Raw genomic sequence first — 24,258 nt, 5'->3', positions numbered from 1 at the left:
TGCGGTCGGCTGGCAACTGTGTGCTTCCTCTCACGCGATGGTGTAACGAGCGTGTGAGGTTCGGCCGATGCAGGGTGCGGGCGAGGGACGAGAATTCCCGACCCCCGGGCGAGCCGGGCACGACGTGCGCGGAGTGCCGGGCAGTATCCCGCGGCGGCAGTCGTGCTCCGCGGGCCATTGGGGGCGGCCGTGGCGGATGCCGGGTCGCCGGGGGAGGAACTGGCGTGCTGCGGTTGTCGCGTCCTGTCCATCTGATTCGCTGGGTCAGAGCGATCGTGCTCGCCCTGACGATGACTCTCGTCGTCGGCAGTGCCGAAGCCGTCGCGACTCCGCCGGCCGCGCCGAAGCCGATCGATCCGCGCGACGTCGGGCTGCTGTCGTCGGCCGCGCCGGCTCCCGTCGTGCCGCAGGCGCCGTCGAAGGCGGATTTCGCCGCGTCGAGCCGGTTGGACGGCGGCGCGGGAACGCACTTCGATCCGCAGCGGTCGACGCCGGTGTCGCGGTCGATGTTCGTCACCGAGTACGTCAACGTCGACGGCACGCATTCGGTGCGGCAGTCGAACCAGCCGCTGAACGTGCAGGACGAGAACGGCCGGTGGCAGCCGGTCCAGACCACCCTGGCCACCGACCCGGCGACCAAGCGCGCCGACGCCGACCACCACCCCCTGAGTCCCTCGCTGGCCACGAAGGCTGACGACGCCGCGGTGCTGCAGGTCGAATCCGGCGGCCACACCGCGGGTCTGGCCCTCGATCAGGCCGCCCCGGCGACCGCCGCGGTGCAGGGTGATTCGGTCACCTACCCCGAGGTCGCGGCCGGGACCGACCTGGACTACGAGGTCACGCCGGGCGCGGTGAAGGAGACGATCAAGCTCAAGCGCCCGCCCGCCGACGGCCGATCCTCGTGGAAGTTCAAGCTCACCACCGGTGACCTGACGCCGAAGCTGGAGAAGAACGGCTCAGTCACGCTGGCCGACAAGGCGGGTGCGGCGAAGATTGTGCTGCCGCCGATCGAGACGTGGGACTCCGCGGGCCGCGGCGAGACCGCCCCGGCGATGACCGGTGGTGTCTACACCCTCGACCAGGCCGGCGCGGACTGGTGGCTGACCGTCGCGGTCGACCCGAACTGGTTGCGCGACCCGAAGCGCGTGTACCCGGTGTTCGTCGACCCGACGTTCACCTACGGCGTCACCGAGTCGCACTCCTACCGTTCCGACGGCACCGTCTGCGACGCCTGCGGTCTGCGGATCGGCAACAGCCAGGCCAACGGTGACACCTACAACCGCAGCGTCTTCCACATGGACTACTCGCCGCTGTTCGGCAAGACCGTGGTCGGCGCGCGGATGGACCTGACCCGCAACACCAGCGTCGCCGGCTCGCTGAAGACGTGGAACGCGAACCTCTACCACGCCTCGGCGTTCAACTACAACGGCGTCGGCGGCTACATGACCAGCGCGCTGGTCGGCGACGTCGGCAGTTTCGTCGGCGAAGGCCTGACCGGGTTCATCCGCGACCGCGTCAACGCCCGCGACGGCTCGGTCTTCTTCATGATGATCGGCGCCGAGAACCCGGGCACCTGGACGTACAAGAACCTGAACGCGACCCTCACCGTCGACACGGGATCGCCGGCTCCGGCCACGACGCTGGTGGGCCCGGCCGACGGCACGGTGTCGACGTCGCTGACCCCGGCCCTGTCGGTCAAGCCGGTCACCGACCCGGACGGCGAGGCCGTCAAGTACTGCTTCCGCATCGCCACCGGCGCCGACGCGAAGTCCGGTGTCGTGGTCGAGTCCGGCTGCCTGACCACGCCGACCTGGACGGTGCCGGCCGGGATCCTGCAGGACGGCGTCGCCTACACCTGGCAGGCGATGACCTACAGCGGCGCCACCACGATCACCCCGACCTGGATCGGGCACTTCAAGATCGACCAGCGCATCGGTGACCACGGCCCGTCCCCGACCGATGACGCCGGCCCGGTGACGGTCAACCTGGCCAACGGCAACGTCTCCACCGCAGAACAGACTCCGTCGTTCGTGACCGTCGGCGGCAATGCCGGCCTGTCGTTCACCTACAACTCGCAGCAGGTGGAGAACAAGGGGCTCAAGGCGTCCTACTTCGCCGACCTCTCCCACAACGGGATCATCAACGACGCGCAGCAGCCGGTCCTGGTGCGGACCGAGCCGCAGGTCAACGTCGACTGGGGCACCGACTCGCCGTTCGCGCCGGCGCTGCCCGCGGACTGGTTCGTCGCGCGCTGGGAAGGGTTCTTCCAGGCCCCGGTCGCCGGCACCTACCAGTTCGCCGGGGTGCACGACGACGGCGGCACCGTGTGGCTCAACGGCGCCAAGGTCTACGAGGTCAACACCGCCAGCGACCTGAACTGGACCCAGGCGACCGGCGTCGCGCTGACCGCCGGGCAGCGGGTGCCGATCAAGGTCGAGAACGCCGAAGCCACCGGCGCGGCCAAGATGCGGCTGTTCGTCCGCACCACCGACAACACCACCGTCGCCCCGCAGATCGTCCCCGCCGACTGGCTCTACACCTCCGACCTGCCGGTCCTGCCGCAGGGCTGGACCCTGTCGGCCGACCTCGACGGCGACGGCTCGAGCTACACCGAAGCCAAGGTCACCGACCAGAACATCGTGCTGACCGACGCGTCCGGCGCCAAGCACACCTGGACGAAGAAGAGCGCCGGTGGCTACACACCGCCGCAGGACGAAGACGGTGTTCTCGCGCTCGATGCCGGTGGCAAGGTCACCTTGACCGACGGTGGCGACGTGTTCGTCTTCCGGGCCGACGGCAAGCTCGAGAGCCAGACGGCCAGCACGGATTCGCGGAAGCCCGCGGCGCTGCAGTACGTCTACGACGGCGCGCCGTCGCGGCTGCGCGAGATCAAGGATCCGGTCTCCGCGCGTTCGCACGTCCTGCACTACAACCGCGCCGGCGACGACTGCTACGGCGGCGTCACCCCACCGCCCGGCGCCCAGGCGTTGCCGCCGTCGCAGATGCTGTGCCGCATCAGCTACTGGGACGGCACCGAAACCCGGCTTTGGTACGTCGGTGGCCAGCTGGGCCGGATCGAAGACCCGGGCTCGGAGATCACCGACTACGGCTACAACGCCGCCGGCCTGCTCGCCGGGCAACGCGGCAGCCTCGCCAACGACTGGATCGCCGCGGACCCGGCCAACCGCAAGGCCAACGAGGGCGATCTCACCGCGAGCGTCACCTACGACACCGGCGCCAAGCCGAAGGTGACCAACGTCAGCTCGGCGGTCCCCGCGATCGGCAAGCCTCGCGAGGGCACCGGTTACCGCTATGACCCGGCCAACCGCACGACCTATGTCGACACCGCCGGGCTCTCGCCCGCCGTCGGGTTCGCCAGCAAGGTCAGCTACGACGACGCCGACCGCACCCTGTCCACAACGGACAGCGCGGGCCGCGTCTCCGCGCAGGAGTGGGGTCCCAAGGACCTGTCGCTGTCCACGACGGATCCGGCGGGCCGCAAGTCCACGACGGTGTACGACTACGCCGACCGTCCGGTCGACTCCTACGGACCGGCGCCCGCGTCGTGCTTCACCGGGCAGCTGCCGAACGGAACGTGCTCCGGAGGCATGGCACACGGCCACAACGGTTACGACGAGGGCATCAACGGCCTGGCCGTGGCGTGGTACGACAACGACAAGCTCTCCGGTGCACCGAAGACCTACACGACCGGGCTCGCCACGGCCGACGGCTCGTTCGTGAAGAACTGGAACAGCGACGCGCCGGGCACCGGCCTGCCCGCGGACCACTTCTCGCTCCGCGCCACGGGTGACATCGTCTTCCCGGCGGCCGGGGACTACACGCTGCGGCTGCTGGCCGACGACGGCGTGCGAGTGTGGGTCGACGACCAGCTGGTGATCGACGACTGGATCAACACGACGCCGAAGTGGCGTCAGGGCGTCGTGCACGCGGATGCCGCGGGACAGGCGAAGCGGATTCGGATCGATTACTACGAATTCGACCTGACCGCTCAGCTGGAGCTGCACTGGACGACGCCGTCCGGCACCCAGCAGCCGGTGCCCGGCACGCAGCTGCGACCGCGTTACGGACTGAAGACCTCGACCACGGCGTCGGAGTCCGACGGGGTCGCGGACAAGGCCGGCACCACCAAGTTCGGCGAGAACGGCCTCGATCCGGCCTACGGGCTGGCGACGTCCGGTTCGGCGAACCCGGCCGGGCTGAAGGTCGCGGGGTCGGTTTCGTACGAAACCCCGGGAACGGGCTACCTGCGCAAGACCGGCAAGACCATGCCGACCGGCGCGAAGACCGGCTACGCCTACTACGGCGACGCGGAAAGCCGCGTCAACCCGTGTGTCCCGGGCAGCACGGCGGTCAACCAGGGCGGGATGCCGAAGCTGGTCACGTCCACGACGCCCGCAGCCGGTCCGGCGCGCGTCGACGAGCAGGTCTACGACGCCTCCGGGCGGGTCGTCGCCGAGGCGACCGGCGGTGACTGGACCTGTACCGGCTACGACAGCCGGGACCGGCCGGTGCAGGAGAAGGTGCCGGCGAGCAAGGACGCGCCGGCCCGGACCGTGACGCACGACTACGCGGTCGGCGGTGACCCCCTCACCTCGACCGTCGGCGACGACAAGGGCACCGTCACCACGGTCGTCGACCTGCTCGGGCGCGTCGTCGCCTACACCGACGTCAACGGCGTGCGCACCGGCACGAGCTACGACCAGGCCGGCCGGGTCACGTCGTCCACGGTGACCCCGCCGGACGCCGCGGACACGCCGCGCACGGTGTCGTTCACGTACGACGACGCGGGCCGGGTCGTGACCGAGAAGCTGGGGGACCAGCTGCTCGCGACGGTCGGCTACGACGGTGCGGGCGAGCTCGCGTCGGTCACCTACGGAAACGGCTCTTCACTGGCCTCGATCGCCAAGGACAACGGCGCCCGGCTCCTGTCGCTGGGATGGAAGACGAGTGACGGGCAGGACGTCGTCTCGAAGGTCGGCCGCACGGCGGCGGGCACGATCGTCGACGAGTCCCTGGCCGGGACCGACGCCCGTCCGAACGCGCCCAACTACGTCTACGACGGGCTCGGCCGGCTGACCGAGGCCTACGTGGCCGGCCACCACTACACCTACGACTTCACCTCGGCGGCGTCGGCGACCTGCCCCGCGGGCACTCAGGCGAATGCCGGGCTGAACACGAACCGGGTGCGGCTGCTCGACGAAACTCCCGCCGGCACCGCCGAAACCCGCTACTGCTACGACGCGGCGGACCGGCTGCTGGCCACCGAGGGCGCCACCGCCCTGTCCGGGTTCACCTACGACGCGGACGGCAACACGACGGGCTGGGCCGCGGCCGACGGCAGCACGACAACGCTGGCGTGGGACGGCTCCGACCGCAACATCGGCGCGAAGACCACCGGTGCCGGTGCGGCGGACATCGCCTACACGCGTGACGCGACCAACCGGATCGTCCGGCGCGACCCGCGCAACTGCGACAACAACACCGTCGTGCGCTACGGCTACACCGGTGACGGGGACAGTGCCGACCTCACGGTGAACGCGGCCGGCCGGCTCACCACGCTCTCGCTGACGCTCCCGGGCGGGGTCCTCTACACGTCGAAGGTGGGTTCGGACGGGGCGTTCACCCCGTCGTTCGACCACCCGTCGGTGCGCGGCGACCTGGTGCTGTCCACCGACGCGGCCGGCCGCCGAGCCGGTGAGCTGCGCACGTTCGACCCGTACGGCCGGCCGCTGGCCGCTTCGGGTGCGGTCGACACCCAGAACGTGCCGGACAACTCGCCGGGCTCGATGGACTACGGGTGGCTCGGCCAGTACCAGCGGCCCTACGAGCACACCGGTGCGCTGTCCCTGGTGCAGATGGGTGCCCGCCCGTACAGCCCGCTGCTGGGCCGGTTCCTCTCGGTCGACCCGGTCGAGGGCGGCTCGGCGAACGACTACGACTACGTGGTCGGCGATCCGATCAACGCGACGGACCTCGACGGCAGCATGTGGGGGTGGCTCAAGGCCGCCGTCAACGTCGTGACGAAGGTCGCCGAGGTGGCGTCGTGGATTCCCGGTCCGATCGGCGCGATCGCGAGCGGTGTGGCCGCGGTCGGCAACGCCGTCCAGGGCAACTGGGGCGCTGCCGCGCAGTACGCCATGGGCGCGATCACCGGAGGAGCCTCCCGCTACATCGGCGCGGCGGTGAAGGTCGCCCGCTCGGTGCGCGTGGTGAGGCATGTGGCGCAGGCACGTAAGGTGCGTGTCGGCGGTGTCATCACGGGTTACACGAAACACGGGTTGCAGCGCGTGATGGGTTCTCGTGGCGACGGCGGCGTCAACCCGCGGGCGATCCTCGACACGGTCCGAAACCCCCGCAAGGCCGTCACGAACCTCGAGCGGAGAACCTCGGCCTACCACGGCAAGCACGCGGTCGTGGTGGTCAACCAACGGGGCAAGGTCGTTTCGGCTTGGCCGAAGGGACGAGCAGGAAGGCGGATGCCTCGCCGATGAAGCCACAGCTCGAACGATGGAAGCGGCTGCAGCGCATCGCTGTGGACTACCTGTGGAGATGGGATGTCTACGGCGTGGGCGAGGATCGTCAGTTCGCTCCCACCGAGTACGACGATTGGGCCGAAGACCTGGCCAAAGTCCTGGTGCGTGAGCCGACGCGCGAGGCGGTTCACGCAGTACTGGGCGAGCGGATAGCTCAGGACGGGTTGAGCCGGGACTCGCTCAGGAGTTTCGACATCGACGGCCTGCTCGCTGAAGCCGGACTTGCCGAGGAGCCGTGAATCGACGGAGCGGCTTCGGTGGGTGACCCCACCCACCGAAGCCGGCCCCTTCGGACGGTCCGGCGCGCCGATTCCGGCCGGGCTGAGTCTTCGGGTTCACCCGTCCGGATGTCGGCAGCAGGGGCCCCCCGCAGGCGAGGTGGTACCGCGTCGCGGCGGCGGCCGATCGATCGAGTGATCACCGTGTCGGCGGGGGTGATCGGCGACGGCGGGATGGCATCATGGACGCGCTCAGCGTCGAGCGCCCGGACTCCGACAGACACACTGAGAGGGCTACCGCGGAGTGATCAAGATCTGCCGAGGCCGCGACGGAAGCGGCGCGAAGCGCATCGTCTTCAGCCTGCCCACCGACGAGCCGCCCGGCCGCGTCAGCGTGGTGGGTTCGTTCAACGACTGGACTCCCGGCCAGCACCACCTGCAACCCCGCACCATCGGACGCCGCTCCGTCAGTGTCGAAGTGGCCGCCGGCGTCGCCGTCCAGTTCCGCTACCTCGGGGAAAACGGCTACTGGTTCGACGACCCCGACGACCCGGACGTGCTCGGCCGGATCGCCGACCCGCCGGCGTAGCAGCCGCCCGCGGGATCACGGCTCGGCACTGGGGGCGAAGCCGGTCCGGTAGGCGAACACGACCGCTTGGACCCGGTCCCGCAGGTCCAGTTTGGCCAGAATGCCGGAAACGCAGGTCTTCACCGTTTCGAAGCCGAGCCCCAGTTCCTCGGCGATCTCCGTGTTCGCCAGGCCGGCCGCGATCAACCGCAGCACCTCGCGCTTCCGGGGTGACAGGACGGCCAGTGCCTGGCCGTCCGGCTCGGTGGCGGCCGGCCGGACGCGGGAGGCGAAGCGCCCGATGCGGTTCCGGGTCACGGCCGGCGCCAGCAGCGACTCGCCCCGGGCGACCGTGCGGATCCCGTTCACCAGCTCGATCACCGGGGAGTCCTTGAGCAGGAACCCGCTCGCCCCGGCGCGCAAGGCTTCGTAGTCCGGCTGCGCCCCGAAGACCGTGACGTAGCCCGCGCGGACGAGTTCGTGGTCTTCGCAGACCAGCACGCGGATGGTCATGCGCCACCGGCGATCGGGACGACCGCGCGCAGCCGGAACCGGCGGTCCGGCCGGACACCCGCGTCGGTGGGGGTCCGGCGGGAGCTCGCCGGCGGGCGCGGGCTGGCCGGGCTGCGCGAACGGGTCACGGCGCACGGCGGCGAGCTGCCCCCCCGTGCGAGCTACTCGCCGATGCCCTCGGAATGGGGAATCGCGCAGCGGCCACCCTTTCTGGTGTTCGGGCAGCTCCGCAGGGCCCGGAACCGAAGGGAGCACGCCCATGATTTCCCCCGCCGACGACGCGACCGGCACGACCACCGGCCGGCCGGCGCCTTGGTCGCGCCGGTGGCGCTTTCCGTTGCTGCTGGCCGTGATGCCGGTCGTGATGGTCGTCGCGCAGATGTTGGTCGTGGCCTTGACCGGCTTCAGCGTCCTCGCCCTCGTGGCCGCCGGCGGCGCCACGTTGGCCTGCTACGCGTGGCTGAGCAAGCTCGTCGAACGGAGGCGCTCCGTGCCGGAGCTTCGGCGCGACCGGGCGGTGTCCGGGCTGCTGGGCGGAATCGCCGTCGGTGCCGGTGCTTTCCTGGCGACGATGCTGATCATCCTCGTCTTCGGGGGCTGGCACGTCACCGTTCCGCGGCGTGCTCTTCCGCATCGCCGAAGAACGGCTCGGGACGTGGCCCGCCCTGGCGGTGTCCGCGGTGCTGTTCGGCGCGGTGCACCTGGCCGGCACCTCCGACACCGGCCCCGGCGCGATGCTGTAGGGCGCCACCGCCACCGCCATCGTCCGGCAGGGCGGCATCATGCTCACCGCCGCCTACATCGCCACCCGCGCACTCTGGATGCCGATCGGCCTCCACTTCGCCTGGAACGTCGTCGAAGCGGGATTCGGCACGGCGGTGTCGGGCAAGTCGAGCGAGTTCGGCGGCCTGGTCCACACCGCGCCTGCCGGTCCGCCGGCGCTGACCGGGGGCTCGTCCGGCCCGGAAGCCGGGGTGGCCGGCATCCTGTCCTGCCTGGTCGCCGCGGCGTTCCTGCTGCGTTCCGCGATTCGCAAGGGCCGGATCTACGCTCGCTGGTGAGACTCTGGTTGATCACGAGCGAAGCCCTTGGCCGATCAGTCCTCTTGCGACAGAGCGAACGCGCCGCTCGCCGAGCACGTCGCGGGCGAATCCCGGTACTCGGCGGCGAGGCGGATCAGCTCCTCGAGCCGGTCGTGCGCCCTCGTCAGGTCGTCGATCCGGCCGCGCAGCCGGTCGCGCTCGTCTTCGAGGAGGCGGGCCATCCGCGGGGTCGTGACGAGCGTTTCGAGGAAGGGCAGGATCGGGAGGATCGCTTTGCTCGTCAGCCCGGCCGCGTAGAGGAGCTGGATGAACTTCACCCGCTCCACGGCGGACTCCGGGTACTGCCGGTGGCCGCCGGGGCCGCGGCCGGCGAGCACGAGACCCTGCTCTTCGTAGTACCTCAGCGCCCGGACGCTGACCCCGGCACGTTCGGCCACCTCTCCGATCCGCATGGCTCCTCCGCGCGTTCCGGGCTTGATCCTCACGCCGACGTCAGGTTCTAGCGTACGGTCCATGGACATCCACGGAGCCACCGCGCTCGTCACCGGAGCCAACCGCGGTATCGGCCGCCACCTCGCCGCCCAGCTCGCCGAGCGCGGTGCGAAGGTCTACGCGACCGCTCGCCGTCCCGGCGCCGTCGATCTCGACGGCGTCGAGGTCCTCGCCCTCGACATCGCCGATCCGGACGCCGTCACGGCCGCGGCCCGGGTGGCCGGCGACGTCGACCTGCTCGTCAACAACGCCGGGATCGGCGGCGGCGCCTTGCTCGGCGACCTGCGTGCGGTCCGCGCCGCGCTGGACGTGAACTTCTGGGGCACGCTGTCGATGGCCCGCGCGTTCGCGCCGGTCCTCGCGGCGAACGGCGGGGGCGCGATCGTGAACATCGCCTCTTCGGCGTCCTGGTTCGTCTTTCCCGGCAGCAGCGCCTACGCGGTCTCCAAGGCCGCCGTCTGGAGCATGAGCAACGCGCTGCGCCAGGAACTGGCCGGCCAAGGCACCTTCGTCACCTCGGTGCACCTCGGGGCGGCCGACACCGACATGATGAAGGACTACGACGTGCCCAAGATGGACCCGGCCGAGGTCGCCCTCCGCACCCTCGACGGCGTGGAGGCCGGTGCAGCCGAGGTCGTGGTCGACGCGTTCACGCAGCTGGTCAAGGCGTCGCTGAGCAAGGACCCGCGGGAGTTCGACAGGCAGCTCGAGCGGCTCCTGGACGATCAGTGAACGTCGGCGGTGGTGAGGGTGGGCGGGGTACTGCGGAACCGTCCCGGCGAGACGCCGTACTCGCGGCGGAAGGCGGCCGAGAAGGCGAACTCGGTCGAGTACCCGACTCGCGGGGCGATGCTCGCCAGCGCGGCGTCGGTTTCCCGCAGCAGCCGAGCGGCGCGGCCGAGCCGCCAGCCGGTCAGGTAGCTCATCGGCGGCCGGCCCACCGCGGCGGTGAACAGCCGGGAGAAGGCGGTGCGGGGCATCCCCGCGACCTCGCTCAGCAGGGCCACCGACCACGGCCGGTGCGGGTTTTCGTGGATTTCGCGCAGCGCGGCCGCGATCCCCGGGTGGGCGACCTCCGGCCACCCCGCCGCGGTGTCCCGCTCGTGCCACTGGCGGAGGACCTGGACGAGGATCAGGTCCAGCAGCGCCCGCCGCGTCGCGCCGGAGCCCGGCCGGGCCGCCGAGACGTCGGTGAGGAGGAGGTCGATCAGGGAGCGCAGCTCCGGGTGGCGGTCGTAGTCCGGCGACAGCGCGATGAGGTCGGGCAGCGCGCGCAGGTACTGGGGTGCGTGGCCGTGGTCGAGCCGGTAGGCCGCGCACAGGAACTCGAAGGCCGCGGGCTCCGGGGCCGGCGGGGACGCGCCCGGCTCGAACAGCGGGATGTCCGCCAGCGCGCGGGGTTCCTGGCTGAGCCCGTGCTCGGCGCCGGACGAGGTGAGCACGATGTCGCCCGGGCGCAGGGCCACGGGCTCGTCGTGGCCGATCAGCCAGCAGGTGCCGCGCGTGATGATGTGGAACCCGCTGCCGGCGAACGCGGCGAACCTGAGGCCCGCCGGAGGCTGCTTGAGCACGCGAGCCCCGGCGCTCCCGACCCGCACGGTGCGGATCACCTCGCTGATCAGGTCCATACCGGCGATGCTACCGGCGCACAGCCGCGTATGAACCGGTGTCGCCGGCGCATGGCACGCCGCGCGCGCCCGGTGCTTGAGTCGGTGGAGTGATCGAATACGCGAACGCCGGAACCACGGACCTCCTGCGCGCCCACGCCGGAAAAGTGGAACAGAACGAGCGGCCGGCGGCCGAAGGCCTGGCCGCCCTGCACGAGGACGGCGTCTTCGCCTGGCGGACCCCGCGGGAGCACGGCGGGGAATGGGCGGACACGGAGACCATCGCGCGCCGGCTGACCGGCCTCGGCCGGGCCTGCCCGTCCACCGCGTGGATCGCCGGGACCTGCGTCACCTCCAAGAACCTCGCCGTTCGCTTCTTGCCCGGTTCCGCGACGCCGGAGTTCTTCGCCGATCCGGACGCGCTGTTCTGCGGTTCGGGGGTGCCCGGCGCGCGGGGCGAGCGGGTGCCGGACGGGGTGCGCGTCACCGGCCGCTGGCCGAACGTCTCGGGCTGCGAAGACGCGGTTTGGGCCTCGCTCGCGTTGCTGGTCGACGGTGAGTTCTCCTTCGCGGTGGTGCCGACGGCCGACCTCGTCGTCGAGCGCACCTGGGACATGGCGGGCATGCGCGGCACCGGCAGCCACACCTTGGTCGCCGACGGCGTCCGCGTGCCGGCCGGCCGGATCACGGCGGCGGCGCCCTTCCCCCTGGGAGACTTGATGCTGTACGCCATCACGGTGCTCGGTCCGGTGGTGGGTGCCGCCCGGGGGGCGCTCGACGCCGTCATCGCGATGTTCGCCTCGGACCGCAAGCCGTTCATGACCGCGTACTCGCGCATGGGGGAGTCGGCGGGGGCCCGTCATTGGCTGGCGGAGGCCGCTCATCTCGTGGACCGCGCCGAGAAGACGATGCTCGAGGTCGCCCGCGAGGGGGGCTCGGCCGAGTTGTCCCCGGCGGACGGGCCGCGGCTGCGCATGGCCCTCGCCGACGCCGGACGGGACTGCCGGACCGCCCTCGAGCGGATGCTCGACCTGCACGGTCCGAGTGGCTTCGCGACGTCGAACGTCCTGCAGCGCTTCTGGCGGGACGTCGCCGTCGGCTGCAGGCACCCGCACCTCAACCCGTACCTCGCGGTGGAAACCCTGGGCACCGCCCTGGCGCCCGCCGAGTCGTGACCGGCCGGGTCGGCGGCGATCGTCGACACAGTGTCGATTTTTCTCGACAAGGTGTAGAGTCGAGGGCATGACGAAGCGAACCTTCCTGATCACCGGCGCGAGCAGCGGCCTCGGCCGCGCCTTCGCCGAAGGCGCGCTGGCGGCCGGGCACACCGTCGTCGGCACCGTGCGCAAGCCCGAAGACCTCGAGCGGTTCGAGGCGCTCGCGCCCGGTCGCGCCCACGCGCGTCAGCTCGACGTGACCGACGACGAGGCGGCCTTCGCCGTGGTCGGCGAGGTCGAGCGCAGCGTCGGCCCCATCGACGTGCTGATCGCGAACGCCGGCTACGGGCACGAGGGCGTGTTCGAGGAGTCCCCGATGGCCGAGCTGCGTGCGCAGTTCGACGTCAACGTCTTCGGCGTGGCGGCCACCGTCCACGCCGTCCTGCCGGGGATGCGGAAGCGGCGTTCGGGGCACATCTTCGCGGTCAGCTCGATGGGCGGGCTGATGACCGTCCCCGGGCTGGCCTACTACTGCGGGAGCAAGTACGCGGTGGAGGGCATGCTGGAGACCCTGGCCAAAGAGGTCGCCGGGTTCGGCGTGCGGGTGACCGTCCTCGAGCCCGGTTCGTTCCGGACGGACTGGGCGGGCCGCTCGATGGTCCGCAGCGAGCGGTCGATCGCGGACTACGACGAGCTCTTCGAGCCGATCCGCGCGGCCCGGCAGGCCGCCAGCGGCCACCAGCTGGGCAACCCGGCCAAGGCCGCCGAAGCCGTGCTCGCCGTCATCGAGGCGGAGCAGCCGCCGGTGCACCTCGTGCTCGGTTCGGACGCGTTGCGGCTCGTCGCGAGCGGCCGGGCCGCGGTGGCCGCGGACATCGAAGGCTGGGAAGAGCTGTCGCGATCGACCGACTTCCCGGACGGGCACCGGATCGCGGCGAACGATGCCTGACAAAGCGGTCCGGCGGCGGTCCGGCGCGCCGTCCAAAGGGGACCTGCGCGAGCTGAAGATCCTCGAGGTGCTCGAGGAACTGCTGGCCGAGAAGAGCTTCGACGCGCTCACGACCGGCGACATCGCCGAGCGCGCCGGGCTCTCCCGCGCGTCGATGTACTTCTACTTCAGCTCCAAGCAGGAGGCGCTCGTCGCCCTCTTCGCCAGGACCGTCGAAGCGCTGCACGAGAAGTCGCGCGCGGCGGCCGGCGACCCGGCGGCACCCGCGGACGCGATCGCGACGGCCCTGCGGCGCACCCGCGACCGCTGGCACGAGCACGGCCTGGTCATGCGCGTCGCGATCGACCAGTCCTCGGCCATTCCCGAGCTGGGCGCATTGTGGCGGGAGACCGCGGAGATCTTCATCGACGCGATCACGGCGATCCTGCTCCGCGCCGGCGTCGCGGACGGCGACGGCCCCGCGGGCGCACGGGCCGTCGCCGGGGCGATGTGCTGGATGATCGAGCGGACGTTCTACCACGCGTCGGCGGTTTCCCCCGACGCGCTCGATCAGGCTTCCGAGACGTGCCGGGTGGTGTGGCTCCGGGTCGCGAGGATCGAGCCCTGACCAGCTGCGCGATACCGACCGTTCTATCTGTTACACTCGGGCGGATGGTGCACAACACCCGAGGCCAGGTATCCGAAGCGCGGTCGAGGCTGCTCGCGACGGCCACCCGGATCTTCTATGCGGAGGGGTTGCACTCCGTGGGGATCGACCGGATCGTCGCGGAGGCGCAGGTCACCCGCGCCACGCTGTACCGGCACTTCCCCGGCAAAGAAGACCTCGTCGTCGCGTATTTGCAGGGTGTGCACGAGATGGAGCGCGAAGGGTTCGGCAAGGTTCTGGTCAGCGGCCGTTCGGCCGCGGACAAGCTGCGAGCCATCGCCGGATCGATCGCCGACGGCATCGGCTCCGCCCGGTTCCGCGGCTGCGCGTTCCTCAACGCGGTCGCGGAGTACCCGGATCCCGCGCACCCCGTGCACCAAGCCGTCCTCGCGCACCGCGAGTGGTTCCTGAACATCGTCACGGACCTGCTCGCGCAGGTCGGCGACACGCCGCCGGAACTCGCGGGACGGCACTTCGTCATGCTGCGCGACGGCGCGATGGTATCGGGTTGCCTGGCCGACCCGGCCGGCGTCTGCGACACGTTCCGGCAAGGCGTCGACGGGATCCTGCAGCACCGCATCGACTCCGCCTCCAAGTAAGTAGATCGGCGTAACTGAGCCGACAACCGTGCCGCCGGCCGCCGTGGGCGGTCCTCTTTTCGCGCGTAAGGATTCGGATAGAACGTTCTGTCTTGACAGTGCGCGGCGACCCCACCATGCTGAGATGAGATAGAACGTTCGGTCTCGTCGGGGAGGTCCCCCGCCGTCTCGAGAGGATCATGGTGACTACTGTCGACTCGCCCGCCGTAGGTGGGTTCGCCCCGGCTCTGCGCCGGCTGTACTTCGTGCGCTTCGCGTTCGCCATCGTGTGGGCGGTCCTGATTTTCGTGACGACCAGGTCGGGTTTGGGCGCGGTCGGCATCGGCTTGGCCGTCCTGTACCCGCTGTTCGACGTGGGTTCGGCCATTGTGGACGCCCGCTCGTCGAAGGGCGGCGGGTCGGTGACCGCGCTGTACGTGAACATGGCGATCAGCCTGCTCGCGGCCATCGGGACCGGCATCGCGTCCGCGTCCGGTGTGCCGGGAGTGCTGCGGGTGTGGGGGGCGTGGGCGATCGTGGCCGGGGTGGTCCAGCTGATCGTCGGCGTCCGCCGCCGCAGGATGGGTGGCCAGTGGCCGATGATCCTCAGCGGTGGCATCTCCGTGCTGGCCGGCGCGAGCTTCGTCATCGGCGCCTCCGCGGCGAACGCGTCACTGGCCAATGTGGCCGGTTACGCCGTGCTCGGCGGCGTCTTCTTCCTCGTCTCGGCGATCCGGCTCGGCCGCGCCGCGAAGGCGAACTGACATGAGCACGTACGACGTCGTCGTCATCGGGGCCGGCCCGGTCGGGGAGAACGCGGCCGACCGGGTGGTGCGGGGTGGCCTGACCGCCGCCATCGTCGAGCGGGAACTGGTCGGCGGCGAGTGCTCCTACTGGGCGTGCATGCCGACCAAGGCCTTGCTGCGCAGCGGGGCGGCGCTGCGCGCGGCCCGGCAGGTGCCCGGCGCGCGGGAAGCCGCGACCGGTGAGCTCGACGTGGCGGCGGTGCTCCGGCGGCGTGACTCCTTCGCCTCGAACTGGAACGACGAGGGGCAGGTGTCCTGGCTCGAGTCGGCCGGCATCCCGCTGTACCGCGGCCACGGCCGGATCGCCGGAGCCCGGGTCGTCGAGGTGACCGGCGCCGACGGCACCACCACGACGCTGACCGCGCGGCACGCGGTGATCGTCGCGACCGGCAGCAGCGCACTGGTGCCGGACATCGACGGCCTCCGTGCAGCCGAGCCGTGGACCAGCCGGGAAACCGTCGCGGCGAAGGAGGTCCCGGGGCGGCTCGCCGTCATCGGCGGCGGGGTGGTGGCTTCGGAGATGGCGACCGCGTTCAGCGAGCTGGGGTCGTCGGTGACGATGCTGGCCCGCGACGGCGTGCTGCACCTCAACGAGCCGTTCGCCGGCGAACGCGTCACGGAGTCGTTGCGGGAGAAGGGGGTTTCGGTCCGCATCGGCGCCGAGGCCGGCTCGGTCAAGCGCAACGAAGACGGCACGGTGTCGATCACGCTCACCGACGGCGAGCAGCTCGACGCCGACGAACTGCTCGTCGCGATCGGCCGCACGCCGAACACCCAGGACATCGGGCTGGAGAGCGTCGGCCTGCAGCCGGGTGCCTGGCTCACGGTCGACGGCACGATGCGGGTACTCGAAGCGGACGGCTGGCTCTACGCCGCCGGGGACGTCAACCGGCGCGTTCTCCTGACGCACCAAGGCAAGTACCAGGCTCGCGCGGTCGGCGACGCCATCGTGGCGCGCGCGAAGGGGGAGCCCGTCGACGACGCTCCTTGGGGCCGCCACGCGGCGACCGCCGACGAGCGCGCGGTGCCGCAGGTGGTCTTCACTGATCCGGAAATCGCGTCGGTGGGTCTGACGGCGGCCAAGGCCGAGGCCGCCGGGCTGCGGACTCGCGTCGTCGACTACGACCTGGCCGCCACCGCCGGCTCCGCCGTGCACGCCGAGGGCTACCGGGGCCACGCGCGGATGGTCGTCGACGAGGACCGCCAGGTGCTCGTCGGCTTCACCCTGGTCGGCCCGGACGTCGCGGAAATGCTGCACGCGGCGACGATCGCGGTGGTCGGCGAGGTGCCGCTGAACCGGCTCTGGCACGCGGTTCCGGCGTTTCCCACCGTCAGCGAGGTGTGGCTGCGGCTGCTCGAAGCCTACGGCCGCTGACCCACCCGATGCCCCGGCCCCGCCACGATCCGGCGGGGCCGGGGCGCCCTCTTTCCCCGCCGGCGCCGAACTGGCCGGCCGCGGAGCGGCTCAAGCGAAGGCCGCGGCGTGCTCGGCGATGAACGCCTGAAGACTGCGCGGCGCGGCGCCGGTGAGGGTCGCCACTTCGTCGGTCAGCCAGGCCGCGTCGCCTTCGGCGATCAGCCCGAACGCCTGGGCGTTCGAGGTCGCCACGGCCTCGGGGTGCGCCACGCGGGACGGGTCGCGCACCAACGCCCGCGCGGGATGAGCAGCCGCACGGCTTCGGAGCCGACCGTGCCGGTCGCGCCGGTGACCAGGATCATCGTGTTCCCATAAGATTGTTGGTGTTCAGGACGGGATGTTCTGGATGCCCAGGGCGATGGGGTGTGGCGCTACCACCGCGGCCTGCGCCGGGTCTTCTATCTGGCCGCCCTGTCGGCCATCAAACGCCCCGACAGCCCATCCCGAACCTTCTACCTGCGCAAACGCAGCGAAGGAAAACGACACACCCAAGCACTGATCGCTCTGGCCCGCCGCCTGGTCGACGTCATCTGGGCCCTGCTGCGCGACCATCGCCAGTTCCATCCCTCACCACCGATCACGGCCGCTGCTGTCGCTTGACACGATCATCGTGCTCTCCTTCGGAGGGTGGCTCCGCAAAATGGATCGTACTATCCAATCTAGCCACGCTACGATTGGATCGTCAAATCCAGTTCTGGAGGGTGGATGCCGGCTCGGGTGGTGCCGCAGGAGGCGCCCAGCACAGCGAAGGGGCGCGCGACGCGCGAGCGGATCGTCGCCGCCGCGGCCGACCTGATGTACCGCCACGGCGTGGCGGGTACCAGTACCCCGGCGGTGCGCGATGCCGCCGGCGTCAGCTCGTCGCAGATCTACCACTACTTCGCCGACAAGGACGACCTCACGCGCGCGGTCATCGCGTTCCAGTCCGAGGCGATCCTGTCCCACCAGGCACCGCTGCTGGCCCAGCTCGACAGCATCGGGGCACTGCGGTCGTGGCGCGACGTGGTCGTCGACGCCGCTCGCCGGCAGCACGGGACCGGCGGCTGCCCGCTGGGCAGCCTGTCCAGCGAGCTGTCCGACGATCACCCGTGGGCACGCGACGCCTTGGCCGGCAGCTTCACGGCGTGGTCCGAAGCCATCCGCGGCGGTCTGGCCGCCATGATCGACGGCGGCGTCCTCTCACCGGAGGCCGATGCCACGGCGCTGTCCCTCGCGCTGTTGGCCGCGGTTCAGGGTGGCCTCGTCCTCGCGCAGGCCCAGCACACCACCGACGCCCTCGAAGCCGCCTTGGACACCGTGCTCGCCCACATCCAGGGCCACGCCGGACCGCCGGCCTGAACCGTCCGGCTGTCGCCTGACCAGCGATGTTCGGCATGGGGCGACGGAGCCTGAACGCTTTGCGCGCGCGTTGGCAAAGACGGGGTGTCAGGGCGAAGCGAAACCCGAGGAGCTTCATGTCGTCAGACGCGGAACTGATCGGTAGGTCGCTGCGCGGGGACACCGATGCCTTCGTGGAAGTGATCAGCCGGCACGAGACCGCGCTCGGGAACTACCTGGCGCGCAGAGTGGGGCGGCAGGCCGCCGAGGACGTGCTCGGCGATGTGTGGGTGGCGGCTTACGAGTCCCGTGCGAACTACGACCGTTCGTATCCCGAAGCCAGGCCTTGGTTGTACGGCGTCGCGCTGAACAGGCTGCGCCGGCACTGGCGGTCCGAGCCGGCCGAGGAGCCGGCGTCGGACCTGACCGGCGTGGCGAACGACTGGGATCCCTGGCCGGCGGTGGATGCCCGCGTGGACACGCAGGCACTGCTGGGCCGGGCACTGGCTCGGCTCAAACCGGAAGAGCGGGAAGTGCTGGGCCTGGTCGCCTGGGAGGACCTGACCGTCGCCGAGGCCGGGCGGGTGCTCGACATCCCGGCCGGCACGGCCCGCCGCCTGCTGCACCAGGCGCGCAAGGCATTGCGTGAAGCCCCCGAAGTGGTCGCGCTGCTGCGAGTCCCGACAACCTGAAAGACACCCCATGGATGAAATGGATCTCATGAAGAATCTGCGTGACGTGCCGTCCCCGAGTCCCGAGGCCTATGACCGTGCCCGCACGGCACTGCAGACGGCGATGGCGGAACCGGCGGCCACGGTCGTGCGACCGAAGCGCCGGCTCTCCTGGCCCAAGGTCGGCGTCGCCGCCGTGGGCGCGGCCGCCGTCGCGGCGGCTGTGGTGATGGCGACGTCCGGCGGCAGCGTCCCGGCCGGCCCGTCCGACGCGGCCCCGCGGGCGGCCGAGGTACCGCAGGCGGTCGAGGCACCGCTGGTGAAGCTGGCCTCCGCGGTCAAGGCGGCCGGCACCCAGCCCGGAGACGCGTCGCTGATCGTCAACACGAAGTTCGGGCGGAACAACAAGCCGGACCTCAACTACACCGTCTACACCGACAAGGGCGAGCAGTTCACGGGCGACTCGGTGAAGACCCTGGTGGACGCGGTCGCCAAGGGCGACGCCCAGCCTGCCACGCCGTACGACGGGAAGGTGATGGCGGCGGCCCGCCTCGCCGCGAACGGCGACGTCGACAAGGCCAGGATCGCGATGATCACCGCGGGCGGCAATGCCCTGGGCATCGGCCTGAGCCCCGCCGAGGCGGACAAGGCCTGGGCGGACGCCCAAGCGGAAACCGCGGAGATGTTTCGCAAGATCGGCAAGCCGGTGCCCGCCCCCAAACCGCGTCCGACGGGCAAGGACCTGGAAAACCTCATCAACAACCACCTGTGGAGCAACGCCGAACACGCGCTGTTCACCAACGCCGCCGACGCGGAGGTCCGCGCGGGCGCGCTGAAGCTGTACGCGACCATCCCGGACATGATCGTCGGCAAGACCAGCGTCGACGGCCAGGCCGCACTGACCCTCACCACGCCCCCCGCCATCCTGGACGGCAGCACGGACGTCCTCATCATCAACGCCGACAACGGCCTGCCGATCCGCGAGGAGATCACCTCGGCGGAACCGTCCAAGCACTGGGTGGTGAATTACCAGTCCTCCCGCGTGACCCTCGCCGACGTGGCCGCGGGCAAGATCTGATCCTCCTACCGAACTGTCCTGGGAGGGCCGAGAGCATCTCGGCCCTCCCAGGACAGTTCTGATGTGCGGACCGAGGTCGTGATCGACCTTTCGCGTGAGGTGGTCGCCAAGTACGCGATCGATCCCTCCCACGCGCCGGAGTGGTACGCCAACATCGAATCCGTGGACTGGGAGACGCCGCCGCCGCTGGGCGTGGGCTCCCGGCTCGCGTTCGTCGCGCGGTTCCCCGGGCGGCGGCTGGCCTACACCTATGGTTGTCCAGGGAGGTCCTGGCTGACCATGAAGACTGGTGACACCGAGGCGCAAGGGGCCGGTTCAGGCGATCCGGCGACGCCGCCGCCGACTTTGCTGTACCTGGTGAAGCAGGTCGAGCTGTCCGTGCGCGCCGGACTCGACGCTCTCGTCCGTCCGGCGGACATCACCACGCTGCAGTACACCGCCCTGACCGTCCTCGAACGCCACCCCGACCTCACCGCCGCGCGCCTGGCCCGGCACTCGTTCGTCACCGACCAGAGCATGGCCGACATGGTGACCACGCTGCTGAACCGGGGACTGATCGAACGCCATCGCGACCCCGCCGACCGCCGCCGCCTCGTCATCGCCCTGACGCCCGCCGGGCAACGGCTGCTCGACGGGCTCCGGCCGCAGGTGGCCGCGCTGCAGGACCACATGCTCTCGCTGCTGTCCGACGGCCAGGCCGGCGAACTGCAGCACTCGCTGGAACTGTGCCGGCGCGCGTTGCTCGAGCGCCCGGCCGAAAGTGCCCCACCACCCCGCTCGGCGGATGGAAAACCCCGGTAGGAGCCCACCTCCGGGCGATAGTCAGGAAACCTGTACATCTGGTTTTCGGTGTGGTTTGCTTCACAATCGTGAGTGATACCGTGGTCCCCGCCGACTCGGCTGCACCAGTGGAGCTCCGCAGGGGCACCTTGGTGGCCGCGGCCGCCGCCGTCGCGATCGCCCAGATCGGCCTGTCCATCCCGGCCGTCATCAACGGCTTCATCAACCAGGACCTCCACACCACGTCGACGACGCTGACCTGGATTTCCGACGCCTTCCTGGTGCCGGTGACGCTGCTCGAGCTGTCCTTCGGCGTGGTCGGCGACCTCTTCGGCCGCAAGCGGCTGCTGGCCGCCGGCGCCGCGCTGATGGCCGTCGGCGGCCTGCTCGGCTTCTTCACCCCCAGCGGCGGCACCGGCGTGCTCATCACCGGTCAGGTGATATCCGGCATCGGAGCCGCGGCGATCTTCCCGACGTCGATAGCGATGCTCGCCGCGGGTACGCAGAGCGTCCGGCAGCGTGCGCAGTCCATCTCGATCTGGGCCGCCGCCCTCACCGGCGCGGGTTTCCTCTCCCCGGTGCTGGCGGGCCTGCTGGCTCGCATTCCCCATTCGGGTGGTGAGTACGCGAGTTGGCGCTACGCCTTCCTCGCCATGGCGGTCCTGGCGGTGGTCAGCTGTGTGATCACCCTGGTGGGCGCGCAGAACTCCGCCGCGCCGGTGGGCCGGTCCCTGGACTGGCCGGGTCAGATCACCATCGCGATTTCCCTGTTCGCGTTGCTGTACGCGGTGATCCAGGGAGCCGAGGACGGCTGGGGCAGTCTTCCGGTGATCGGCGGATTCGTCGTGGCCGTCGTGTTCATGGTGCTGTTCGTGGCGATCGAGCGCCGGGTGGACCGGCCCCTGATCCGCTTGGACCTGTTCGGCAACCGGATGTTCGCGGTCTCCGCGGTGGTGACCGTCGTCGGCATGTTCGCCTACTTGGGCACCGCGTACGCGACGAGCATCCGGCTGTCGGCCATCCAGGAGTACACCCCGCTCGCGACGTCCCTGGGCTTCTTCTGCCTGAACGTGATGGGCGTGGTGCTGTTCCCGGTCAGCACCCGGGTCGTCGAGCGTTTCAGCCCCGGCGTCGTGCTCGGCACCGGGATGGCCCTGATCGGGGTCGGCGACTTCGTGCTCGCCGCCATTCCGGCCACCAACCTGTCGATCGGGGCGGTCGCGGTTCCGCTGCTGGTCGTCGGCGCCGGGTTCAAGCTGGCCGTCACCTCGATCACCGTCGTGGCGGTGAACAGCGTCCCGACGTCCAAAGCCGGCATGGCCAGCGGGGCGACGAGCATGTTGCGCGACGGCGGCCTGACGCTCGGGCCCGCCATCGTGGGCGCGATCGCGCTGACGAACGCCGCGAACGCGATCAACGCCGAAATCGCCTCGTCGCCTTCCCTCAAGTCCGCATTGGACAGTTTCTACGCCGCACCGCAGCACGTCCCGGCCGCACAACGCCCGACGGTGGAAGCCGCCGTCCACGCGGTGAAGTCCGGCCCGCTCGGGCAGAACGGCGTCCCGGCGACGGTACCGGGACCCGACGGCACACCGATCCCGTTCAACCCCCTCAAAGACGTCGCGTTCCACGCACTGTCCCACGCCTACGCCATCGGCTACCTGGTGTGCGGCATCGCCGCCGCGGCGGCAGCCCTGATCGCGTTGACGATGCTGGGCCGGCGGCGAAACCAGGACGTGTTCACCGAACCCGATGCGGACGACCGGCCTTGAGCACCGCCGGCTCTTCGCAGTAGGGCCCGGGCGCAGCTTTCCGGAGAGCCCAGGGTGATGGCGACGTCGCGGTCATGCGGGCTTGACCGCTTCGACGTGCTCGTGCAGCCGGCTCCGGAAGGTCTGCCTCGAACGCCCTGCGCAGCGACTCCTCGTCGTCCAGGGATGCCTCCACCACCTCGGCGCCGCGCTCGGCCAACGCGCGGGCCTTCGCCGCGCACCCGTCGAACCCAGCACCGCGATGATCTTCTCGTCGCTCATGAACACTCCCTCTGAAATGTCACCGCACTCTCGCGGCGGCTTGCCTGGTCGAAATCTCGGCTGAACGGTCAGATCGACTTGAGTACTCGGACGCGGTCGGCGACGGCGCGCCGGGCGACGTCGGAGTCGAAGGCGATGGAGTCGAATTCGTGGGGTGCGCCGGGGTGGAGGTGGAGCTCCACCGGCACGCCGGCCCGGCTGAGCTTCGTCGCGTAGGCGATGTCCTCGTCGCGGAAGACGTCGAGCTGCCCGACCTCGATGTAGGCCGCCGGGAGGCCGGTCGCGTCTTCGAGCCGGGCCGGCGCCGCCGTGGCGGGGACGCCGGGGCCGCCGGCCGCGTCGCCGAGCAGGGCCGGCCACGCGGTGAGGCTGTCGTCGTAGGACCACAGCACGTAGGGCGCGATGTGCGGGTCGGGGGTGGTGGTGCGGTCGTCGAGCATCGGCATGAGCAGGATCTGGCGGGCGATCTTCGGGCCGCCGCGCTCCCGGGCGAGGATCGACACGGCCGCGGCCATGCCGCCTCCGGCGCTGTCGCCCATGACGCCGATCCGCTCGGGGTCGACCCCCAGTTCGGCGGCGTTTTCGTGCAGCCAGCGCAGTGCGGCGTAGCCGTCTTCGAGCGGGGTCGGGTAGGGGTGCTCGGGGGCCCGGCGGTATTCGACCGACAGCATGGGCACGCCGCTGGCGGAGACGTAGCGGGCGACGGGTCCGTCGAACAGGTCGATGTGGCCGAAGATGTAGCCGCCGCCGTGGAAGAACACGACGGCCGGGCCCGGTGTCGCGCCTTTCTTGGTGTACCAGCGCATCGCGATCCGCGCGCCGTCGCCGGCGGTCGTGTGGTGCTCGCTCGTCTCGACGTCGGCCGGGATCGGCTGGGCTGTGCTCGCGGCGCCGATGATCGGCTCCCACATGGCGCGGCGCGCGGCGACGTCGCCCACGGCCGGCGGTGTGGCATCCGCCATCGCGCCGGCCATCGGGGCCAGTGCCGCGGCGATTTCGGGGTCCAGGCTGAGTGTCATGGTCGCTGCCTTCCGGGATCGGGTGGGGGAGTCAGGCGGTGGGCGGGAGGACGACGACCTTGCCGTGCACCGCGCCGTCGGCGGCCCGGGCGTGCAGGGCGGCCAGTTCGGCCAGCGGTACCTGCTCGGCGACGTCGACGCGTAGTTCGCCGCGGTCGACCTGGGCGACCAGCTCCGCCAGCTGATCGGCGTCACTGCGGACGAACAGGTCGATGCCGCGCACGCCGCGTTCCTCGTCGCTGGGGGCGGGCATCCACACGGTCGTGTTGACCAGGACACCGCCCGGCCGGACCAGGGTGACCAGTGCGGCCAGCTGTTCCGGGGTGACCGGGGCGAGGTTGAGCACGACCTCGACCGGCTCGGTCACCGCGGTGGGGACGTCGGTGGTGGTGTGGTCGATGACTTCGTCGGCGGTTTTGACCGCGTCGGCGCTGCGGGGGCCGGCGGTGGCGATGACGTGGGCGCCGGCGTTCTTGGCCAGCTGCAGGGCGTAGCCGCCGACCGCGCCTCCGGCGCCGTTGATCAGCACGCGTTGCCCGGCCGTCAGGTGCGCGTGGTCGAACAGCGCCTGGTACGCGGTCAACCCGACCACCGGCAGCGCGGCAGCCTCGGCCAGCGGGACACTCTTCGGCGCCGCGGCGAGGATCTCGGCGGGGGCGAGGACGTACTCGGCGGCGGCGCCGGGCTGGTCCATCGGCAGGAAGCCGACGACCTCGTCACCGACGGCGAGACCATCCACGCCCTCGCCCAGCGCGTCGACCGTGCCGGCGACGTCGATGCCGGGCGTGTGCGGCAGCACCACCGGGATCGGC

21 protein-coding genes and 2 pseudogenes are annotated in these 24,258 nt (G+C 71.0%); 17 read left to right on the top strand and 6 right to left on the bottom strand.

Annotated features, from left to right (window positions below; all coding sequences use genetic code 11):
• The first annotated feature begins 290 nt into the window (after window positions 1–290).
• The 3 genes from C2L58_RS41600 (at window position 291) to C2L58_RS41590 (ending at window position 7,361) form a co-directional block, all read left to right on the top strand.
• Window positions 291–6,512, top strand: coding sequence for a PA14 domain-containing protein (locus C2L58_RS41600; protein WP_233226221.1), 6,222 nt, complete (start codon window positions 291–293; stop codon window positions 6,510–6,512).
• Complete coding sequence (locus C2L58_RS41595) at window positions 6,509–6,793, top strand: hypothetical protein (RefSeq protein ID WP_103343111.1); 285 nt, start codon at window positions 6,509–6,511, stop codon at window positions 6,791–6,793. Before C2L58_RS41600 ends, C2L58_RS41595 begins: the two co-directional genes overlap by 4 nt.
• A gap of 283 nt (window positions 6,794–7,076) precedes the next feature.
• Window positions 7,077–7,361, top strand: a complete 285-nt coding sequence (locus C2L58_RS41590; RefSeq protein WP_103343110.1) for an isoamylase — start codon at window positions 7,077–7,079, stop codon at window positions 7,359–7,361.
• A gap of 15 nt (window positions 7,362–7,376) precedes the next feature.
• Here the strand turns inward: C2L58_RS41590 and C2L58_RS41585 are convergent, their stop codons facing one another.
• Window positions 7,377–7,853 carry a response regulator transcription factor gene (locus tag C2L58_RS41585; protein WP_103343109.1) on the bottom strand — a complete coding sequence of 159 codons (477 nt, stop codon included), beginning with the start codon at window positions 7,851–7,853 and terminating at the stop codon, window positions 7,377–7,379.
• A gap of 620 nt (window positions 7,854–8,473) precedes the next feature.
• Between C2L58_RS41585 and C2L58_RS51625 the strand changes: the two are divergent.
• A pseudogene (locus tag C2L58_RS51625) lies at window positions 8,474–8,914 on the top strand (CPBP family intramembrane glutamic endopeptidase).
• A 35-nt stretch (window positions 8,915–8,949) separates the two neighbouring features.
• Here the strand turns inward: C2L58_RS51625 and C2L58_RS41570 are convergent.
• Window positions 8,950–9,348 (bottom strand): MerR family transcriptional regulator, encoded by a 399-nt coding sequence (locus C2L58_RS41570; RefSeq protein ID WP_103343108.1) that lies wholly within the window; start codon window positions 9,346–9,348, stop codon window positions 8,950–8,952.
• A gap of 61 nt (window positions 9,349–9,409) precedes the next feature.
• Here C2L58_RS41570 and C2L58_RS41565 point away from each other — a divergent pair, with 61 nt between their 5' ends.
• Window positions 9,410–10,120 (top strand): SDR family oxidoreductase, encoded by a 711-nt coding sequence (locus C2L58_RS41565; RefSeq protein ID WP_103343107.1) that lies wholly within the window; start codon window positions 9,410–9,412, stop codon window positions 10,118–10,120.
• On the opposite strand, the gene C2L58_RS41560 is transcribed toward C2L58_RS41565, so the two are convergent.
• On the bottom strand, window positions 10,114–11,016 hold the full coding sequence (locus tag C2L58_RS41560; protein ID WP_103343106.1) for an AraC family transcriptional regulator: 903 nt from the start codon (window positions 11,014–11,016) through the stop codon (window positions 10,114–10,116). The genes C2L58_RS41565 and C2L58_RS41560 overlap by 7 nt on opposite strands.
• Window positions 11,017–11,105: 89 nt before the next feature.
• On the opposite strand from C2L58_RS41560, the gene C2L58_RS41555 reads away from it, so the two are divergent.
• From C2L58_RS41555 to C2L58_RS41530, 6 genes are all read left to right on the top strand, one after another.
• Window positions 11,106–12,170, top strand: a complete 1,065-nt coding sequence (locus tag C2L58_RS41555) for an acyl-CoA dehydrogenase family protein (protein WP_103343105.1) — start codon at window positions 11,106–11,108, stop codon at window positions 12,168–12,170.
• 67 nt (window positions 12,171–12,237) lie between these two features.
• Entirely contained in the window at window positions 12,238–13,101 is an 864-nt protein-coding gene (locus C2L58_RS41550) for an oxidoreductase (RefSeq protein WP_103343104.1), read from the top strand.
• A complete protein-coding gene (locus C2L58_RS41545; protein ID WP_103343103.1) occupies window positions 13,094–13,708 on the top strand; it encodes a TetR/AcrR family transcriptional regulator in 615 nt (204 codons plus the stop codon). The genes C2L58_RS41550 and C2L58_RS41545 overlap by 8 nt, the downstream gene beginning before the upstream one ends.
• 44 nt (window positions 13,709–13,752) lie before the next feature.
• A complete protein-coding gene (locus C2L58_RS41540; RefSeq protein ID WP_103343102.1) occupies window positions 13,753–14,346 on the top strand; it encodes a TetR/AcrR family transcriptional regulator in 594 nt (197 codons plus the stop codon).
• Between the two features lie 179 nt (window positions 14,347–14,525).
• Window positions 14,526–15,089 carry a DUF308 domain-containing protein gene (locus C2L58_RS41535; protein WP_103343101.1) on the top strand — a complete coding sequence of 188 codons (564 nt, stop codon included), beginning with the start codon at window positions 14,526–14,528 and terminating at the stop codon, window positions 15,087–15,089.
• Window position 15,090: 1 nt separating this feature from the next.
• Entirely contained in the window at window positions 15,091–16,506 is a 1,416-nt protein-coding gene (locus C2L58_RS41530) for a dihydrolipoyl dehydrogenase family protein (protein WP_103343100.1), read from the top strand.
• A gap of 90 nt (window positions 16,507–16,596) precedes the next feature.
• On the opposite strand, the gene C2L58_RS41525 is transcribed toward C2L58_RS41530, so the two are convergent.
• A complete protein-coding gene (locus tag C2L58_RS41525; protein ID WP_199191683.1) occupies window positions 16,597–16,758 on the bottom strand; it encodes a hypothetical protein in 162 nt (53 codons plus the stop codon).
• Window positions 16,759–16,917: 159 nt separating this feature from the next.
• On the opposite strand from C2L58_RS41525, the pseudogene C2L58_RS41520 reads away from it, so the two are divergent.
• From C2L58_RS41520 to C2L58_RS41490, 6 genes and pseudogenes are all read left to right on the top strand, one after another.
• Window positions 16,918–17,148, top strand: a pseudogene (locus tag C2L58_RS41520) (IS110 family transposase); the annotation flags it as partial.
• Between the two features lie 105 nt (window positions 17,149–17,253).
• Window positions 17,254–17,886 carry a TetR/AcrR family transcriptional regulator gene (locus C2L58_RS41515; protein WP_103343099.1) on the top strand — a complete coding sequence of 211 codons (633 nt, stop codon included), beginning with the start codon at window positions 17,254–17,256 and terminating at the stop codon, window positions 17,884–17,886.
• A 116-nt stretch (window positions 17,887–18,002) separates the two neighbouring features.
• Entirely contained in the window at window positions 18,003–18,557 is a 555-nt protein-coding gene (locus tag C2L58_RS41510) for an RNA polymerase sigma factor (protein WP_103343098.1), read from the top strand.
• A 28-nt stretch (window positions 18,558–18,585) separates the two neighbouring features.
• Complete coding sequence (locus C2L58_RS41505; RefSeq protein WP_233226219.1) at window positions 18,586–19,614, top strand: hypothetical protein; 1,029 nt, start codon at window positions 18,586–18,588, stop codon at window positions 19,612–19,614.
• A gap of 63 nt (window positions 19,615–19,677) precedes the next feature.
• Window positions 19,678–20,415, top strand: coding sequence for a MarR family transcriptional regulator (locus C2L58_RS51075; RefSeq protein ID WP_233226218.1), 738 nt, complete (start codon window positions 19,678–19,680; stop codon window positions 20,413–20,415).
• A 107-nt stretch (window positions 20,416–20,522) separates the two neighbouring features.
• On the top strand, window positions 20,523–22,166 hold the full coding sequence (locus C2L58_RS41490; protein ID WP_233226217.1) for an MFS transporter: 1,644 nt from the start codon (window positions 20,523–20,525) through the stop codon (window positions 22,164–22,166).
• A 329-nt stretch (window positions 22,167–22,495) separates the two neighbouring features.
• On the opposite strand, the gene C2L58_RS41480 is transcribed toward C2L58_RS41490, so the two are convergent.
• Window positions 22,496–23,446, bottom strand: coding sequence for an alpha/beta hydrolase (locus C2L58_RS41480; RefSeq protein WP_103343095.1), 951 nt, complete (start codon window positions 23,444–23,446; stop codon window positions 22,496–22,498).
• A gap of 31 nt (window positions 23,447–23,477) precedes the next feature.
• The coding region (locus tag C2L58_RS41475) for an NADP-dependent oxidoreductase (RefSeq protein ID WP_103343094.1) at window positions 23,478–24,258 on the bottom strand (781 nt) is incomplete at its 5' end.

It is taken from the genome of Amycolatopsis sp. CA-126428 (genome assembly GCF_002904335.1).
Taxonomy (GTDB): Bacteria; Actinomycetota; Actinomycetes; order Mycobacteriales; family Pseudonocardiaceae; genus Amycolatopsis.
The sequence above is the reverse complement of the archived record's forward strand: the minus strand, read 5'-3'. Positions and strand labels throughout refer to the sequence as shown.